Annotated in this window: 12 protein-coding genes; 4 read left to right on the forward strand and 8 right to left on the reverse strand. The window is 35.8% G+C overall.

Annotated features, from left to right (window positions below):
* Position 1: 1 nt before the first annotated feature.
* The 3 genes from mnmG to VBZ51_RS08580 are packed head-to-tail and all read right to left on the reverse strand — an operon-like array spanning position 2 to position 5,593.
* The gene (gene mnmG / locus VBZ51_RS08570) at positions 2-1,870 is read right to left on the reverse strand and encodes a tRNA uridine-5-carboxymethylaminomethyl(34) synthesis enzyme MnmG (RefSeq protein ID WP_416576649.1); all 1,869 of its coding nucleotides are present in this window, start codon (positions 1,868-1,870) and stop codon (positions 2-4) included.
* Between the two features lie 5 nt (positions 1,871-1,875).
* The gene (gene ybeY / locus VBZ51_RS08575; RefSeq protein WP_058104586.1) at positions 1,876-2,295 is read right to left on the reverse strand and encodes an rRNA maturation RNase YbeY; all 420 of its coding nucleotides are present in this window, start codon (positions 2,293-2,295) and stop codon (positions 1,876-1,878) included.
* The gene (locus VBZ51_RS08580; RefSeq protein ID WP_416576650.1) at positions 2,288-5,593 is read right to left on the reverse strand and encodes a hypothetical protein; all 3,306 of its coding nucleotides are present in this window, start codon (positions 5,591-5,593) and stop codon (positions 2,288-2,290) included. The genes ybeY and VBZ51_RS08580 overlap by 8 nt, the downstream gene beginning before the upstream one ends.
* A 362-nt stretch (positions 5,594-5,955) precedes the next feature.
* Between VBZ51_RS08580 and gltX the strand changes: the two genes are divergently transcribed.
* On the forward strand, positions 5,956-7,464 hold the full coding sequence (gltX, locus tag VBZ51_RS08585; protein WP_416576651.1) for a glutamate--tRNA ligase: 1,509 nt from the start codon (positions 5,956-5,958) through the stop codon (positions 7,462-7,464).
* Positions 7,465-7,467: 3 nt separating this feature from the next.
* On the opposite strand, the gene VBZ51_RS08590 is transcribed toward gltX, so the two are convergent.
* From VBZ51_RS08590 to VBZ51_RS08600, 3 genes are all read right to left on the reverse strand, one after another.
* The gene (locus VBZ51_RS08590) at positions 7,468-7,863 is read right to left on the reverse strand and encodes an ACT domain-containing protein (protein WP_416576652.1); all 396 of its coding nucleotides are present in this window, start codon (positions 7,861-7,863) and stop codon (positions 7,468-7,470) included.
* Positions 7,864-7,994: 131 nt separating this feature from the next.
* On the reverse strand, positions 7,995-8,993 hold the full coding sequence (gene rlmF / locus VBZ51_RS08595) for a 23S rRNA (adenine(1618)-N(6))-methyltransferase RlmF (protein WP_416576653.1): 999 nt from the start codon (positions 8,991-8,993) through the stop codon (positions 7,995-7,997).
* A 15-nt stretch (positions 8,994-9,008) separates the two neighbouring features.
* The gene (locus VBZ51_RS08600) at positions 9,009-9,587 is read right to left on the reverse strand and encodes a PepSY domain-containing protein (protein ID WP_416576654.1); all 579 of its coding nucleotides are present in this window, start codon (positions 9,585-9,587) and stop codon (positions 9,009-9,011) included.
* A gap of 463 nt (positions 9,588-10,050) precedes the next feature.
* On the opposite strand from VBZ51_RS08600, the gene katG reads away from it, so the two are divergent.
* Entirely contained in the window at positions 10,051-12,297 is a 2,247-nt protein-coding gene (katG, locus tag VBZ51_RS08605; protein WP_416576655.1) for a catalase/peroxidase HPI, read from the forward strand.
* Between the two features lie 66 nt (positions 12,298-12,363).
* Here katG and VBZ51_RS08610 read toward each other — a convergent pair whose 3' ends face one another.
* On the reverse strand, positions 12,364-12,723 hold the full coding sequence (locus VBZ51_RS08610) for a bleomycin resistance protein (protein ID WP_416576656.1): 360 nt from the start codon (positions 12,721-12,723) through the stop codon (positions 12,364-12,366).
* Positions 12,724-12,900: 177 nt separating this feature from the next.
* On the opposite strand from VBZ51_RS08610, the gene VBZ51_RS08615 reads away from it, so the two are divergent.
* Positions 12,901-13,830 carry an SPFH domain-containing protein gene (locus tag VBZ51_RS08615; RefSeq protein WP_058104579.1) on the forward strand — a complete coding sequence of 310 codons (930 nt, stop codon included), beginning with the start codon at positions 12,901-12,903 and terminating at the stop codon, positions 13,828-13,830.
* A 248-nt stretch (positions 13,831-14,078) separates the two neighbouring features.
* On the opposite strand, the gene VBZ51_RS08620 is transcribed toward VBZ51_RS08615, so the two are convergent.
* Positions 14,079-15,764: a glutamine--tRNA ligase/YqeY domain fusion protein gene (locus VBZ51_RS08620; RefSeq protein ID WP_416576657.1), complete on the reverse strand. Its 1,686-nt coding sequence runs from the start codon at positions 15,762-15,764 to the stop codon at positions 14,079-14,081.
* A gap of 226 nt (positions 15,765-15,990) precedes the next feature.
* Between VBZ51_RS08620 and VBZ51_RS08625 the strand changes: the two genes are divergently transcribed.
* The gene (locus VBZ51_RS08625) at positions 15,991-18,237 is read left to right on the forward strand and encodes a gliding motility-associated C-terminal domain-containing protein (RefSeq protein ID WP_416576658.1); all 2,247 of its coding nucleotides are present in this window, start codon (positions 15,991-15,993) and stop codon (positions 18,235-18,237) included.
* Positions 18,238-18,240 lie beyond the last annotated feature (3 nt).

Genomic DNA, 18,240 nt, shown 5'->3' on the forward strand with positions numbered 1-18,240 from the left:
CCTACCTTCCGAGAAAAACTAAAAGTACACTGATATCACTTGGGGTCACCCCACTTATTCTTGATGCTTGAGAAATGGTTACCGGTTGAATTTTAGTTAGTTTTTCCCTTGCTTCAAATGATAAAGATTTTAGTTTAGTATAGTCGAAGTTTTCAGGAATTTTAACGGCTTCCAATCTATGAAGTTTATCAGCGTTTAGTTTTTCCTTTGCGATATAACCAGAATATTTTATCTGTATTTCTGCTTGTTCCAAAATTTCATTATCAAATTTATTTTCTTCAACAAAGGTAGATACAACCTTCAATTGCAACATGTGATCCATAGTTACATTTGGTCTTGAAAATGCTTTATACATTTTATCTGATTGTTTTACTAAGGCAGAATCTACACTGGATAGTATAGGATTTATGTCTTTTGGTAAAACACTGGTTTCTTTGAAAAATTGTACTAATGATTCTGATTGTTCTAATTTCTCTTCCATTCTTTTCATTCGTGAATCCGTAGCTAATCCAATAGAATGACTTAAGGGAGTAAGACGTAAATCAGCATTATCTTGTCTTAATAATGTTCTATATTCTGCGCGGGAAGTAAACATTCTATAAGGTTCCTCTGTTCCTTTTGTAATTAGATCATCTATTAAAACACCAATATAAGCTTCATCTCTTTTTAGTATTAATGGTTCTTGTTCTTTAATTTTAAGATGTGCATTAATACCAGCCATCAATCCTTGGGATGCAGCTTCTTCATAACCTGTGGTTCCGTTAATTTGACCGGCAAAATATAAATTATCAACTAACTTTGTTTCTAGTGTATGTTTCAATTGTGTTGGCGGAAAGTAATCATATTCTATGGCGTAACCTGGTCTAAAGAATTTTACGTTTTCAAAACCTACGACTGAGCGCAATGCTTTAAATTGAACATCCTCCGGTAATGAAGTTGAAAATCCGTTTACGTAGACTTCTACGGTTTCCCATCCTTCTGGTTCAATAAACATTTGATGGCTATCTTTATCAGCAAACCTGTTTATCTTATCTTCTATAGATGGGCAATATCTTGGTCCTAAACTTTTAATTCTTCCATTAAACATAGGTGATCTATCAAAACCTTCTCTTAGCAAATCATGAACCAAAGCACTTGTGTGAGTCATAAAACAATCACGTTGATGTGTTAAGGGTTTTGTTTTGGAGTATGAAAATTTTTCGGGAAGTGCATCTCCTGGTTGAACAATCATTTTTGAATAATCCAAGGATCTTCCATCAACTCTTGGTGGTGTTCCGGTTTTCATTCTACCACTTTCAAATCCTAATGCTACAAGTTGTTCTGTAATGCCAGTAGCTGCTTTTTCTCCTGCCCTACCTCCTCCGAATTGTTTTTCACCAATATGAATTAAACCATTTAAGAATGTACCATTTGTTAATACAACAGCTTTAGATTTTATTTCAATGCCTAGGGAAGTTTTAACTCCGACAATTTTATTGTTTTCAACTAATAGTCCAGAAACCATTTCTTGGTAGAAATCAACATTTGGAGTACGTTCTAACATTAAACGCCATTCCTCTGCAAATCGCATTCGGTCGTTTTGAGTTCTTGGACTCCACATTGCAGGTCCTTTAGATTTGTTCAGCATTTTAAATTGTATTGCAGATTTGTCAGAGACTATGCCACTATATCCTCCAAGTGCATCAATCTCTCTTACAATTTGTCCTTTTGCAATACCTCCCATTGCTGGGTTGCAAGACATTTGACCAATGTTTTGCAAATTCATGGTTACTAATAGGGTTTTAGAACCCAAGTTTGCAGCTGCTGCTGCCGCTTCTGCACCGGCGTGTCCTCCGCCAACTACAATTACATCATATTCTTCTCCAAACATACCTTCTATTGTTCCACGTGGAACAGCTTTATTTTTTCTTCTTCTTTAGCGCGCATTTCGGCAGTAGCTGTTTCCGATTTATCCGAATAGCCCATTAAGTGTAAAACACCGTGAACCATTACGCGCTTTAATTCATTTTCAAATGAGACATTAAAGTCTTCTGCGTTTTCTTTTACGCGATCTATAGAGATGTACAAATCTCCAGATACATTTTTACCTGATACATAATCGAAGGTAATAATGTCTGTTAAATAATCGTGTTGTAAATAATCTTGATTGATTTTAAGCAAGTATTCATCATCACAAAAAATGTAGTTTAATTCTTGAACTGAAAAACCTTCGGTTTTGCAAGAATTAATAATCCATGAATCAAAATGTGTTTCTTCTACTAGCTTAAAATCGGTTAGGTAATTGTAATTAATCATTTGCTTTGAAGTACTCTTTAACCTTTGTTTGAAAATTTTGCCGCAAAGGTAAGCTTTGCCTATTTAAAATTTCCACTTCATTATGATAATTCTCTAATAATGAGGGTTTAGTAGTAATAGGATTTGTGAAGTCTTTTGTATTTCTATTACTTTCTCGCTCAGATTTTTCTCCTTGCTTTAGTGCTGCGTTCTCCAGCTTCAATAATTCGTACTGTATAGTGTTGGCTTTGTTGATGGTACGTTGTGTAATTCCATTTTCAAGTAAATCATTCTCAAAATCCTCCATCTGCTTAATCAGCTTTTGACCCAATTTTTGGTCTCCGCTATTAATCATGTTTTCTAATTGTTTTTCTAACTCTTGACGAATTTTTTGTTGACTTTGATAAATTTCATAAATCTCTTTTAGTTCTGCTTCACTCATCTGTCCATTTCCTTGTCCTCCATTTCCGTTAGAGTTCCCTTTTCCGTTTCCTTGACCATTTTCTCCTTTTTGGCCACCATTACCATTTTTTCCATTCTGGCCATTTTCTCCTTCACTTCCGTTTTCTCCAGATTTTCCGTTTTGACCTTGCTCCCCATTCTCTCCTTGTTTTCCTCCTTCTCCTTGTTCGCCCTTACTTCCCTTTTCTCCTTCTCCACTTTTACCTTCTTTTCCGGATTGGCCTTGTTGACCCATTTTTTCCCCAAGTTGTTGTTGTCCTTTGATAATATCTGGTAGTTGAAAACCTCCTTCATTTTGACCGGAACCTTTACCCATTTGCATACTTTCTTGCATATTATCCATAACATTTGCTAAAAAATCTGCTAAGCTGTTTGAAGCGGTCAATACATATTTTTGATGTGAAATTCCTTGAAACAATTGTCCATCTGCCATTGTTTCTAAAGATTTATCAATGTTATAGTATACTTCCGTAATTTGTTCATTTACGAATTCTGAAAGTTCTGCTTGTCGTAAAGACAAGGCAAAAAGACTATCGTCAACATGTTCAAATAACCCTCTTAATTCATTTTGGTCACGAACTGTTTGTGAGTATTGCGTTTGATCTTGGTCTTGTTTAGCCGATAGTTTATCAAATAAAGATTCTTGCTTAAATGAAAATATAATGAGGTTATCCAATATTTGTCTTAGCATTTCTGCATCTTCGGCTACTGATGATCCTCCACTACTACTGGAAGAAGATGAGCTGAGCTGCTCACTCATTTCTTTCATTTTCTGCGAAGCGGATTTTTGTTTCTTTGAAGCATTGTTTTGATCGCTTACCGGGGTTGATTTTGATTCTGAATTTTCTTGTTTTTGTAGTTCGTCTAAAGCTTCATTCTGATCTTCTTTAATAGCTTCTTTTTTATTGGTGTCTAAATTTAAATCAATTGGTTTTTTTAGTTTTTCATTATCATTTTTTAGCCCATCCATTTCTTTGGATAATTCATTAAAGGCTTTATTTAATTGTTGCTGCTTAATTGAACTATTTTCTTCTTTATTCTTTTTAGAAAGTTCCTCTTGCTTTTTTGCCAGTTCTTCAAGATCACGTGCTAGCTGAGACGCTTTTTCTGTGACATAATAGCGCTTGGTCAATTCTAATAATTGTTCTAGGCTGCGTTCGCTATTTTGTTGCTTTTTACCTAATTCTTCAAGCTTTTTAGTAAGCTCTTCTTTTTTAATTTTATCTGCTATTTTATTAAGTTCTTCTAGCAGTTGCTGGTTTTTCTTGGCTTGTTGTTCTTGTCGCTCCAATCGTTCTTGTAACAATTGGTTTAATTTATCGTCCTTGTTTCCTTTGTCTAGGTTTTCCTTTAACTCTTTGCTGAACTTTTGCATTAATTGCTCTTGTTGTTCCTGCTTTTTTAAATAGTCTTTAATTTGATTTTGATCATTAAAGTTTAAACTACTTTTCTCTTTTTGATTTTGATTTATTTCCTCTAATGATTCTTTCTGTTGTTTTGCACGTTCTAAAGATTTATCTAAATCCTTTATGAGTGATTGTTGAGATTCAAGATCTTTATTCTTGAGTTGATTTTCATTTAATAATACCTGTTGGAATATTTGACTTTTTATAGCCTTTCCATGGTGTACGGCATCGTTATCGGTTACCTGGAAATAGAACGCATATTGTTTACCGGATTCTAATGCCAAACCTGATGGAAAGGTGTAGTAAAACTGTTCAAAATTTGAACTGGGTTTTGCAAGGCTTATTTTCTGCTCTTGATTCTCTTTACCAACTTCATAGTAAACAAGTTCAATTTTTGAAAGACCATAATCGTCACTGGCATTTCCTGTATAGTAGGAAACATTTAGATTCAAGGAATCTAAAACCTGGATCACCTTTAATGTTGGATAAGCATCTTTAATTACTTTGAACGAGTATTCTAATTGTTCATAATTTTCGACATTTACATTGGTTGTGGTAAGTTCATAATCTAGGTCGTTGTATATTTTCCGTTGTATTGTAAACGTGTTTTTTTCTTTTATAAAAGATTGAACGGTATCTTTTGTGTTTAGATTAATCTTTTCGGTATTTTCTCCTTCAATGTTCCATGTTACTTGGGTTCCTTCCGGTAAAATCGCATTACCCGTACTTTTGATTGTTTCATTTGGTTTGTTCAGGTATGTAGGATATTTTAAATCCATTGAAAAATCTAATATTGATGGAGTTTTCAATGCGATTAATGAGTAGGATTTTGAATTAACTTCATTGGCGAAAAATGTAAAATTTGTAGATTGTATGGGTGGTGAAAAGGTGTATTCATAAATCCCGTCCTGTTTTTGCATCAATATGGTTTTACCGTCTACTACGATGTACACATTTTCTGGTTTAACTTTACCTTTTGTGGAAACTTGAATGGTGAATGATTCATTTTGCAAAGCACTTAATTGATCGGTAAGTACATGAAATTGAAACGGTGCAGGTTTTTCATATGCCATTTCATAATTTACAACTCTTTCATATGTACCAAAAAATGAACTCCAATTACCGGTGAGGTAAAGTAAACAGACAATAACAATCGGTATAATAGAATACTTTACATATTTGATGGCGTCTTTAAAATCAATTGCGCTTGAAAATGGAACGGAATCCAATTGTTTGGAACGCTGTGCAATACTAGCTAGTAATAATTCAGACTGTTCAGAATCTTCTGCTAAGTCTAACAAATTTGTGAGTTTATCCCCTACTTCTGGAAAATGCTTGCCAATCATATTTGCAGCTTCTTTATTTCCTATACCCTTTTTTAATTTAAGAAGATAGAAGACCGGTATTAAAATGTATTTATAAAGCAATAGAACTTCTACTGCTATGAACAAGGTAAATAATACCGTTCGGCCCAAAGAGTTTAACCAAAGAAAGTACTCTATAGCTAAGATGGTGAGGAAAAACAAAAATCCTAACGCTATAAAAAGCAAAATTCCCTTTAGAAGAATTTGACAATAATGTTTTTTTATAAATTGATTTAACCGGTGTAATATGTGATTATAGTCTTGCAATTGCCCTTTTTTATACCAAGATAACGGATATTAAGATGGTTTGTTGGGAAATATTTGTTAAATCAAAATCCTGTAATGCTGTTTATTACAGTGAAAATGCGCTTTACTTAAGTGAAATCCTATTTCGTATTCTATATTTAAAAACACTTGGTTATGTATCTTTGCGCAATCAAATAATCATTATGTCTAAGAAAGTTCGTGTGCGTTTTGCACCAAGTCCTACAGGACCATTACATATTGGCGGTGTGCGCACGGCCCTATTTAATTATTTATTTGCCAAAAAACATGGTGGCGATTTTATACTGCGTATAGAAGATACCGACCAGAATAGATATGTAGAAGGTGCGGAACAATATATAATTGATGCATTGAACTGGTGCGGAATTCCTTTTGATGAAGGTGTTGGTAAAGAAGGTGGTTTTGGACCGTACAGACAGAGCGAGCGTAAATCTTTATATAAAAAATACGCAGATGATTTAATCGCGAATGGTAAGGCATATTATGCTTTTGATACTTCAGAAAGCTTAGATGCGCATAGAAAAGAGCATGAAGAAAAAGGTAAAACTTTTATATATAACTGGCATAACAGGTTAAAGTTGGATAATTCTCTTTCGTTAATGCCAGAAGAAGTTAAAGAAAGGTTGGCCAATGGTGATGACTATGTTATTCGATTTTTAACGCCGCCAGATGAAATCTTGCAATTGCAAGATTTAATTCGTGGTACAATACAGATAGATACAAATGTGCTAGATGATAAAGTTCTTTTTAAGAGTGATGGTATGCCAACCTATCATTTAGCAAATATAGTTGATGACCATTTAATGGAAATTACCCATGTAATTCGTGGTGAAGAATGGTTACCTTCTTTAGCATTACACAAACAGTTGTATGATGCTTTTGGATGGACTGCTCCAGAATTTGCTCATTTACCATTGATTATGAAACCTGTTGGTAAAGGTAAATTGAGTAAGCGTGATGGTGAAAAAATGGGCTTTCCGGTTTTTCCTCTTTCTTGGAACGATTCTGTTGGTTATAAAGAATCAGGATATTTTCCTGAAGCAGTTGTTAATTTTTTGGCTTTATTAGGATGGAATCCTGGTACGGAACAAGAACTATTTTCTTTAGACGAGTTGGTGAAAACCTTTAGTTTAGACCGTGTAAATAAATCTGGAGCGCGTTTTGACCCAGAAAAGACCAAATGGTACAATCAACACTATTTACAGGAAACTGCCAATGCAGAATTGGCTGCTAGCTTCTTACCTATGGTAAAAGAGCACACTACTGATGAGGATAAGATAAATCTGGAGTATGTAACCAAGGTGGTAAGTTTAATAAAAGAACGCGCAGTTTTTGTTTCCGATTTTTGGGATCTGTCAGATTATTTTTTCGTAGCTCCTACTGAGTATAATGCAAAGGCTGCCAAAAAGCAGTGGAAAGAAGATACTGCAGTCATCATGAATGAATTGATTTCTGTAATAGAATCCATTGAAGATTTTTCATCGGAGAATAGCGAAACCATAGTTAAAGAATGGATCGCTGAAAAAGAACTTTCTTTTGGTAAGGTTATGCCTCCCCTACGATTGTTCTTAGTTGGTGATATGAAAGGTCCCCATATTTTTGATATAATGGCAATGGTTGGAAAAGAAGAAAGTATTGCCCGAATTAAAACAGCGCTAGAAAAACTGGGTTAAAGCTTATTTCTTAGAAAATTCTTGCAGAACGCTCATGGCTTTAGTAGCGTCTTTTGTGGAGACAAAAATATGGTCATGATAAAATGCGGCAACGACGTTACAGCTAATATTATGTTTTGATAACGCATTGGCAACTGCAGCGGTCAACCCAACCGCATCTAAAGCGGAGTGTACGGTCAATGTAATCCAAGAGGTAATGAATTCATAAGCTAGTTTATAATGCGCTGCTTTTTCTTTTGTCAATATTATTGTGATGCCTTCGGCTTCTTTAAATTCAAAAAGAATATCAGCTCTTGAAATATGGCCAATTTCGGGGAGACTTATAAAAACATAGTTCCCTTCGTTTAATTTAGGTTTTAAACTTTGTAACAGTACTTCAAGATTGCTTTCTCCGGGCATAGTATCGATTTTAAGGGATTTAAAAATAAAAATCGACCCTTCGGGTCATATTTATCATATAAAGGGTTTAAAAAGCTACAAACGTATTATTATAATACCAATTTTTACTTCAATATTTTTTAAGTTGATATTTATTCGTTTTTCCAACGTTTGTCAGCCCATGTTTTCATTTCTTCATCGGTCAAAAATGTCCAAGCAACCAACCTGCTCATTTTGTTGCCCTGTCCCATAGGTATGGTTTTATGGGCAGTTGCTCCAATTTTCTCCAGTCGGTCATAGAACGATCTCAAATTTGATTGTTTGCTTACCAAAGTTGAATACCAAGCGGAATTTTTTGAAAATTGTGCACTTTCATTGATCATGTTCAATACAAATCGTTTTTCGCCACCATCGGTCCAAAGCTCTCCTCCTTGCCCTGCAAAATTAAGGGTCGGTTTTTTAATACGCTTCTTTTTTAAATTGCTCAATTTACGCAAAGTTCCAGCTTCGGCCTCTGCTTGGTTCGCATGAAATGGCGGATTGCATATGGTGAAATCTACTTTTTCATCGGCCTTTAAAATTCCAGAGAATATATGCTCAGGTTTTTCTTGTAATCTAAATTTTACCTTACCAGTTAGATTGGCGTTGTTTTCTACAATTTTTTGTGCCGCCTCAATGGCTTTTGGGTCAATATCCGAACCTAAAAAAGACCAACCATAGGCGCTGTTTCCAATTATTGGATATACACAATTTGCACCTACTCCAATATCTAGACACTTAATTTTATCGCCTTTGACTAAAGTTCCATGATTACTGTCTGCCAAAACATCTGCAATATGGTGTATATAGTCTGCTCTACCTGGTATTGGCGGACATAAAAAACCATCTGGTATGTCCCAATATTCAAGACCGTAATGTGCCAAAAGTAACGCCTTGTTCAGAGCTTTTACGGCTATTGGATTAAAAAAATCAATAGATAAATTACCGTGTTTATTTTTGGCTACAAATGGTTTTAAATCGGGGTTTACTATTTTTAGCGCCTTAAGATCATAACGACCGGTATGTTTATTTCTTGAGTGTAAATTAGGCTTTTGTAGGGTATCTTTTTTCTTGTATTCTGGCATGTCTTTATAGCTTATTAAAGATTTCAAAGCTAAGCCTATTTTTTAAGTACTTGCATTATTTTTACGCATTCGCTTAGGTCCATACCAAAGCCAAAAGCCTGTAATGGTAAAAAGTAAAAGGGCAAGACCCATTACCGTAGTATAGAACACCTTTATTTGATTATCACTTGTATCTAAATAATCATCTAAAATGGAACCATCATGAATATGTTCAATGATATCAGAATACCGGCGTTCGGTGTGTAAGACGGTACCTGTGGCACCATCTAGTTGCAAACCCCAATAATGATCTTCATATACAAATTTTACGATACCTTTTTCTTTTCTAATATCTATGCGATCTATTTTGGTAGATAGTTCTGGCGATATATGTTCCAAGATATAGGTGTTAGCAAGGCTATGTAAACTATCTACAGGTAACCATTCCTTTAAATCTGTTGAAGTGCCTTTATAGGTTTTAGAAAGAATTACCCCTCCACTATGTTTTTTCCAACCTAAAAGAAGCCCTGTAATAGAAATGAAAAAGAAAAAAATGAACAGAGCAGCACCTGTTGCACGATGTACTTTGCGAAATATTCGCAACCATTTTGCTTGGCGTTGTCTTTTGGTGATTTTAGGCATTCATTAGGTTTGGTTAACCTGCAATATAGCTAGTTTTAGAAGGTAGAATTATCAATGAATTGTTAAATTAATTTTGGTTACCCGCTTTGTTCAAAGGTATGCAGACGAATTTTTTAGTGTAATCATTATCATAAAATAAGTGCTACTTTATATCAATGGTTAAATTTTGGTCTATCTCTCTTTATGCATTATATATTTATAGATCAAGGAGTATATTGTTTGGTTTACTAAACCATTAATTAATGGTTGTATGGTATTAGATTATACTATTATCTGTTTATCTTTATGATATTCTAAATTTTAGGGGCTTTTTTGAAGATGTTCGTCAATTGAATCAAACGAATGCTAAACGTTTTATAATCGCACCATAGATATTTTCTATTGTAATTGAGTTTTCGATAAATTTAATATTGATAATTTTACCATTGAAAGAACTAAAAACAACAATTAAACTAATATAATCATGAGTAGTACTAACGGAAAAGGTGAAGCTTGGGATGTAAATGATCCAGCAGCGGCAAATTGCCCATTTTTAAATGGTGAAATGCATCAAGCAGCAGGTGGTGGAACCACTAATAAAGATTGGTGGCCAAATATGTTGAATCTTAATATACTGAGGTTACATTCTAAAATGGCAGATCCAATGGATGATGATTTTAACTATACTGAGGAATTTAAGTCTTTGGATTTAGCGGCTATAAAAAAGGATTTGACCGATTTAATGACCAATAGTCAAGATTGGTGGCCAGCAGATTATGGTCATTATGGTCCGTTTTTCATCCGTATGGCCTGGCACAGTGCTGGTACCTACCGTATCTCAGATGGTAGAGGTGGCGCTAGTGCGGGTAACCAACGTTTTGCTCCATTGAATAGCTGGCCAGATAACGCCAACTTAGATAAGGCACGTTTATTATTATGGCCTATTAAACAGAAATATGGTAAAAAAATATCTTGGGCAGATTTATTGATCTTAGCAGGTAACGTTGCCCATGAAAGTATGGGATTACCAATGTTTGGTTTTGCTGGTGGTCGTGAAGATATTTGGCAACCTGAAGAAGATGTGTATTGGGGATCTGAAACAGAATGGTTGGGCAACAAGCAAAGGTATGATGAAGATGGTAATGAATTGGAGAATCCGTTAGGGGCTGCCCATATGGGATTGATCTATGTAAATCCTGAAGGTCATAATGCAAATCCTGATCCATTGGAAGCTGCACATTATATAAGACAGACCTTTAAGAGAATGGCCATGGATGATTATGAAACTGTTGCATTGATTGCCGGGGGACACACTTTTGGTAAAACGCACGGAGCTGCTAGTCCTGATGATTATGTAGATGTTGAACCAGCTGCAGCTGATATTACGGAACAAGGTCTTGGGTGGAAAAGTAGTTATGGCAGTGGTTTTGGTGCTGATACAATTACCAGTGGGCTAGAAGGTGCTTGGACACAAACTCCTACAAAATGGAGCCATTATTTCTTTGAAAACCTATTTGGTTTTGAATGGGAATTAACTAAAAGTCCGGCTGGTGCATGGCAATACAAACCAGTAGGTGATGCAGGCGCTGGTGAAATGCCCGATGCGCATATTCCAGGAAAAACTCACCAACCATTTATGTTGGTAACAGATATGTCTTTGCGTGTAGATCCGGAATTTGAAAAGATTTCAAGAAACTTTTTAGAGAATCCAGATGAGTTTAAGGATGCCTATGCTAGAGCTTGGTACAAATTAACACACCGTGATATGGGACCTAAAGAGCGTTACTTAGGACCAGAGGTGCCACAAGAGGAATTGCTATGGCAAGATCCTGTACCAACGGTAGATTTTGAATTGATCAATGATTCTGATATCGCCCAATTAAAGAAAACTATTTTGTCTTCTGGACTTTCAACGGCAGAGTTGGTTAGTGCAGCATGGGCTTCTGCATCTACTTTTAGAGGTTCAGATAAAAGAGGTGGCGCAAATGGTGGTCGTGTTCGTTTAGCTCCTCAAAAAGATTGGGAAGTAAATAATCCTACTCAATTGGCAAAGGTTACTGCAACTTTAGAAAGAATTCAAAAAGAGTTTAATGATGGTCAGTCTGGCAATAAAAAGATTTCTTTTGCTGATTTAGTTGTATTAGCTGGTACTGCTGCAGTAGAAAATGCCGCTAGTTTAGCAGGTTTTGCTACGAATGTGGAATTCAATGCAGGTCGCACGGATGCTACGCAGGAAATGACAGATGCCGAGTCATTTGATGCATTGGAGCCTATAGCGGACGGATTTAGAAATTATACTAGAAAAAAAGTGTCTGTCCAGGCCGAAGAATTATTAATCGATAGAGCTAATCTATTGACTTTAACGGCGCCGGAAATGACGGTTCTTATAGGTGGTCTACGTGTATTAGGTGCAAATTATGATGGTTCTAATAACGGCGTGTTTACAGACAAGCCAGGTGTATTGACCAACGATTTCTTCTTAAATCTTTTAGACATGGGTACTACTTGGAAAGCGGCATCTGATAATGATACCGTATTTGAAGGTAGCGATCGTAAATCTGGAACGGTTAAGTGGACAGGTACAAGAGCAGATCTTATCTTTGGTTCCAACTCTGAACTACGTGCTTTAGCGGAAGTATATGGTACGGAAGATGCTAAGGAGAAATTCGTAAGAGATTTTGCGAAGACTTGGACAAAGATTATGAATTTAGATCGTTATGATTTAAGGTAATAACACTTGAATATTAAATTAAAGGGCAGTATCCAACTTGGGTACTGCCCTTTTTTATGGTAGAATTTAAGTTGTAGATTCACCAAATGTCAATAGATTATTGTCTGGATCTAAAAGGGAAAATTCCGTTTGACCCCATGGTTTTACTTCTAGTTTACCATTAGGATGAATAGGAACTTTGTTATTTAATAATGATTGGTATAATATTTCTATGTCTTTGGTTCGTATATATACCTGGCCATAATTTTCCTTTACTTCAAGTGTTTTGAACAAGAAGAAATGAATTTCTACATGCTCTTTTACAAGCATTAAGTAATCCGGATACGTGGTAGTGCCCAACTCTTTAAAACCTAGCATATCTATATAATAAGCCTTGGTCTTAGACTTACTTCGCATAGGTAGTTTTGGTTGTATGGCTAATAGCATTGAAATAACTTTATAGCATTAAATGTACAGATAGTTAGTTAATTATCAATACTGTGTAACGTTTGAATTACCCGTTATAAATTAAACAGGAAATTCATGTAACAAATGTGGCTATTTGACAACTAATGTTAAGAAGGCTTTTAGTATCTTCCATTATTAACTTAAAAATCAATTATTATGGGCTCATTTATTTGGATTCCAATTTTGTTTCTGGTCATTGTGACCATCTTATCCGGTGTGTTTATTGTTAAGCAGCAAACCGCGGTTTTAATAGAAACATTTGGAAAATTTACCAGTGTTAGACAATCGGGTATTCAGTTTAAAATTCCTTTTGTACAACGTATAGCAGCAAGAATAGGTTTAAAAATTCAGCAGCTAGATGTAATTATTGAAACTAAAACGTTGGATGATGTTTTTGTTAAGCTGAAAGTATCGGTACAATATGTAGTAATTAGAGAAAAAGTATATGATGCTTACTATAAGTTGGAGTATCCGCACGAGCAAATAACATCCTATGTATTTGATGTTGTACGTGCAGAAGTGCCAAAAATGAAATTGGATGATGTCTTCGTTAAAAAAGATGATATAGCAATTGCGGTAAAATCTGAATTACAGGAGGCCATGTTGGATTATGGTTTTGATATCATAAAGACCTTGGTAACGGATATTGATCCAGATCCACAGGTAAAAGAGGCCATGAATAGAATTAATGCTTCTGAGCGCCAAAAAACAGCTGCTCAGTTTGAAGGTGATGCTGCTCGTATATTAATTGTTGAAAAGGCAAAAGCCGAAGCGGAAAGTAAAAGGTTACAAGGACAGGGTATTGCCGATCAAAGAAGAGAAATTGCCCGTGGTCTAGAAGAATCTGTAGAGGTATTGAACAAGGTAGGTATAAACTCCCAAGAAGCTTCTGCATTGATCGTAGTAACACAGCATTATGATACACTTCAAAGTATAGGTGAAGAAACCAATACGAATTTAATTTTATTACCTAACTCACCACAAGCCGGTAGTGATATGTTGAATAATATGGTGGCAAGCTTTACGGCAAGTAACATGATCGGAGAAAGCATGAAAAAAACCAACAAGCCCAAACCAAAAGAATAATTAAAAGACCAATTTTAAAAAAGCTCGAAAAATTTTTTTCGGGCTTTTTTTATATCTGGCTTTTTTTGATAGTAAAGGTTCTTACTTGTATAGGTTTTCGCTAAATACACCCTTTTAATGGGGTTTTGTCGGCTAAACAATACCAATAGGTCTTTAATTTATAAAGCGCCGTTAGAACGTATATCTAACGGCGCTTTTGTATAAGACTTATTGATTAAACTGATGTGTCTTTATAAGCAATGATTATATTACTTTTTTTCCTGGATTTTAGCCCAAGAATCCCGTAAACCAACAGTTCTGTTGAAGACTAATTTATCTGTTGTGGTATCCGGATCAACACAAAAATATCCTAGTCGTTGAAATTGAAAACGATCACCTGGCTTCGCATCCTTTAACGCAGGCTCTACATATCCTGTTATTACGGTTAAAGAATCTGGATTAATAAACTCCAAGAAATCCTTGTCCTTGTGAGCATCTGGACTCTCATCTGTAAATAGTCTATCGTATAACCTAACTTCCGTCTTTAAGGCATGTGCTATTGAAACCCAATGTAAAGTCCCTTTTACCCTACGCAAACTTTCTTCCGTACCACTACCACTTTTACTTTTTGGGTCATATGTACATTGGACTTCTGTAATATTACCATCGGTATCTTTTGTGCAACTTTCAGCTTTTATGATATATCCGTTCTTTAAACGAACCTCTCCGCCCAATTTTAAACGAAAGAACTTTTTATTGGCAGACTCCCTAAAATCCTCTTGTTCTATATATAGTTCTCTTGAAAAAGGAACTTGTCTTGAACCTGCATTTTCATCTTCAGGGGAATTTTCTGCTTCCAGCCACTCGGTTTCTCCTTCTGGATAATTGGTAATAACCAGTTTTAATGGATTTAGAACACCCATTACCCTATGCGTGGTTTTATTTAAATGTTCACGTATGTTGAATTCCAATAAAGAAACATCAATTAAGTTGTCCCTTTTAGCAATTCCAATGGTATCCGCAAAATTACGGATAGACTCTGGCGTATATCCTCTTCTACGCAGACCTGATATGGTTGGCATTCTTGGGTCGTCCCACCCATTAACAATGCTCTTTTCTACCAGCTGGGCTAATTTTCTTTTACTAACTACGGTATGGCTTAAGTTACGACGTGCAAACTCACGTTGTTTAGGCCTTACCTTATCTTGGTCATATACCTGATCTAAAAACCAGTTGTACAATTCACGGTGCATGGCAAATTCTAACGTACAGAAGGAATGAGAAACTTGTTCTATATAATCACTTTCACCGTGGGTCCAATCATACATAGGATAAATACACCAATCGGTATTTGTTCTATGGTGAGCTTTATGCAGGATCCTGTACATAATAGGGTCGCGCATTAGCATATTTGAAGATGACATATCAATTTTTGCCCTAAGTACATGTGTACCTTCTTCAAATTCGCCATTTTTCATTTTTTCAAAAAGCGCTAAATTCTCTTCAACCGATCTATTTCTAAACGGACTATTGGTACCGGGCTCTGTAGGCGTGCCTTTTTGTGCGGCCATTTCTTCAGAAGATTGATTGTCCACATATGCCTTTCCTTTTCTGATCAACTCAATTGCCCAGTCATATAATTGTTGGAAATAATCAGATGCATACCGTTCGGTATCCCACTTAAAACCTAACCATTCAACGTCCTTTTTAATGGCATCTACAAACTCTTGTTCTTCTTTTGCCGGGTTGGTGTCGTCAAAACGCAGATTTACAGGGGCATTATACCTTAAACCTAAACCAAAGTTTAAGCAAATGGAACTTGCATGACCTATATGAAGGTATCCATTAGGTTCTGGGGGAAAACGAAATCGTAATTGATCTTTGGTATAACCATTTACCAAGTCCTCTTCAACAATTTGTTCAATAAAATTCAAAGACTTTGTTGTCTCGCTCATGTCAATATATTTCAAGCTACAAAAGTAGCAAAATTGCCTTAAACGACAGGTTTAAATAAAGTACACCTTACATAAAATGAGTTTCACAACATAAATCTTCCTTCCGACAACAATAAATTCCTCTTCGTCGGATTAAATAACATATTTGTCTATGAAATGATGGAAAAGTAAAATAATTTATTAACCAACTTTTCAACCGTAGTGGCCCCCATAACTACAAATACTTATGAAAACCTTGACCAAAATTACCTTTTTTACCGCATTTTGTATGCTATTTAGTGCCTATCAATTATCGGCACAGGCAATAGTGCTCAATGCCCCAGAACCTGCAGACAATCCTAATCTGTCAGGAAGTACGCCATGGACCGCCGTTTGTGCGGGAAACTCTGGTTTCAATGAATATTTTGTGAATATCACGTGGATTGGTACCGCCAATGCAGGTAATGAGTTTATTCTCGAATTATCTGATGCCACTGGTAGCTTTGCTAATGCGCAAACTTTGCAAACCATTAGCGATAAAAATACTGTAAAGGACTTTGATACCAGTTTTGCCATACCAACTGATACGCGTGGCGAAGGTTACAAAATGAGGGTTCGTAGTACCGATCCAGAAAAGATTGGTAACGAATCTCCCGCATATAACATGTATTACATGGATGTAACTTCTAACTTGAACATTAGTGAACAAGGTAATGGTGTGCCTCCAGGTACAGTGTGTAGCACTGGTCCTATTACCTTGCAAGTAGATAATATAAGCAACCCAGAAACCTACCAGTATATTTGGTTTAGAAGCGGAACTGAGTTAACAGGTGAAACAGGTCATACATTAAACGTAACCCAGTCTGGTATGTATAATGTTTATATTGATTACGGACCACGTTGTACAGGTTCCGGTAATACAGATTCTAATATTGTTGATGTAACGATTGGAGGTTCTGGTACGGGGATAGCTGTAACGGCACCAAGCAAAACTGCTTTGTGTAGTACAGATTCTGAAACACTTACTATAGATCAAACAGATGCTTCATGGAGCTATCAATGGTTTAAAAATGATGTTGCTATATTAGGTGCTACGGCAACTTCTTATACCGTTGATGCATCCGCTGCAGGATTTGAAGGTGACTATGCCATAGAAATTTCGGGTACGGGTATCTGTAATGAAAGATCTTCTGCGATTACTATAACAAATGCAGATGTATATACGGTAGATGTAGAAAACGAAATTAATATGGTGCTTTTGCCTACGCAGAGCCAAACCTTATCAGTTAGTACAACGGCAAATACACCTAGTTATAAATGGTTTAGAAATGGAATAGAAATAGCTGGCGAGACCAATAGTACTATAACTATTTCACAAGACGGAGAGTATTACGCTGAGGTAACCCAAACAGGTGGGTCGTGTTCTGTATCCTCAAAAAATTCTGATGTGACTACGGTTGTGTCACCTGCTTCTTTTGAAATGACCATTAATTATACCGATGCGTATACTTCATGTGAATCAACAAGTACGATATTGGGTGTAGAACAAATTAATGCGGTTGCTACAGATGGTACTAAAACAGATGTTACCAGCGCCTTAGTAGATGGGTTCACCTATCAATGGACCAAAGATGGTACAGCTGTTAGTGGTGCAACAAGTAGTACTATTAGTTTGGCTTCTAATGCTGAAAATGGAACATACGATCTTAACGCATCGGTAGATAGTTTTACTGTAGATTCCAATTCGTTGAATGTTCAGTTATTAACTAGCGAGACCATTTCTATAGCAAGTTCAGGTACTGTATTCTGTTCTGGTGGCGAAACGATAACTTTAAGTACCTCTAGTGAATTAGGTTCTTCCACTTTTGAATGGCAACTAGATGGAGCATCTGTAAATACAACAGATACATCACTAACGGTAACTACTGCAGGTAGCTATAGATTAGCAGTAAACCGAGATGGTTGTGCTTTATTATCCAATGAAATTGTCATTAGTCCCCTTGATGAAAACTTGATTACGCTTGATCTGGGAACTGAGATTGTAATGCCAGAAGGCACTACAAAATTGGTTACCGCAAGTGGAGGTACCGCATATAGATGGCTAGATGCCAATGCCGTTGAAATAAGCAATGTGGATAGTATAACTTTTACGGAAGCTGGTAGCTATACATTGATCGCTTCAATTGATAATTGTGAGATCATTAGACAAGTGGATGTCTCGTACTTAGATACGTTTAAAGTACCTAATGTAATTACGGTAAACGGAGATGGAATCAATGATCAATGGGTAATCCCTAACTCATATTCTAATAAGGCCGATGTTAATATCATAATCTATAATGAACAAGGTCAGGAAATTGTAAACGAATTCGACTATAAAAATAATTGGCCGCAGTCAACTACGGCTTTCACCAAACAAAATATGGTATTCTATTATAAAATTAGAAATGCCAGTGAAGTACTTAAACAAGGTACGATCACAGTAATACGTTAAGCT

Origin of the sequence: Maribacter sp. HS (assembly GCF_048059195.1) — a bacterium.
GTDB lineage: Bacteria > Bacteroidota > Bacteroidia > Flavobacteriales > Flavobacteriaceae > Maribacter > Maribacter dokdonensis.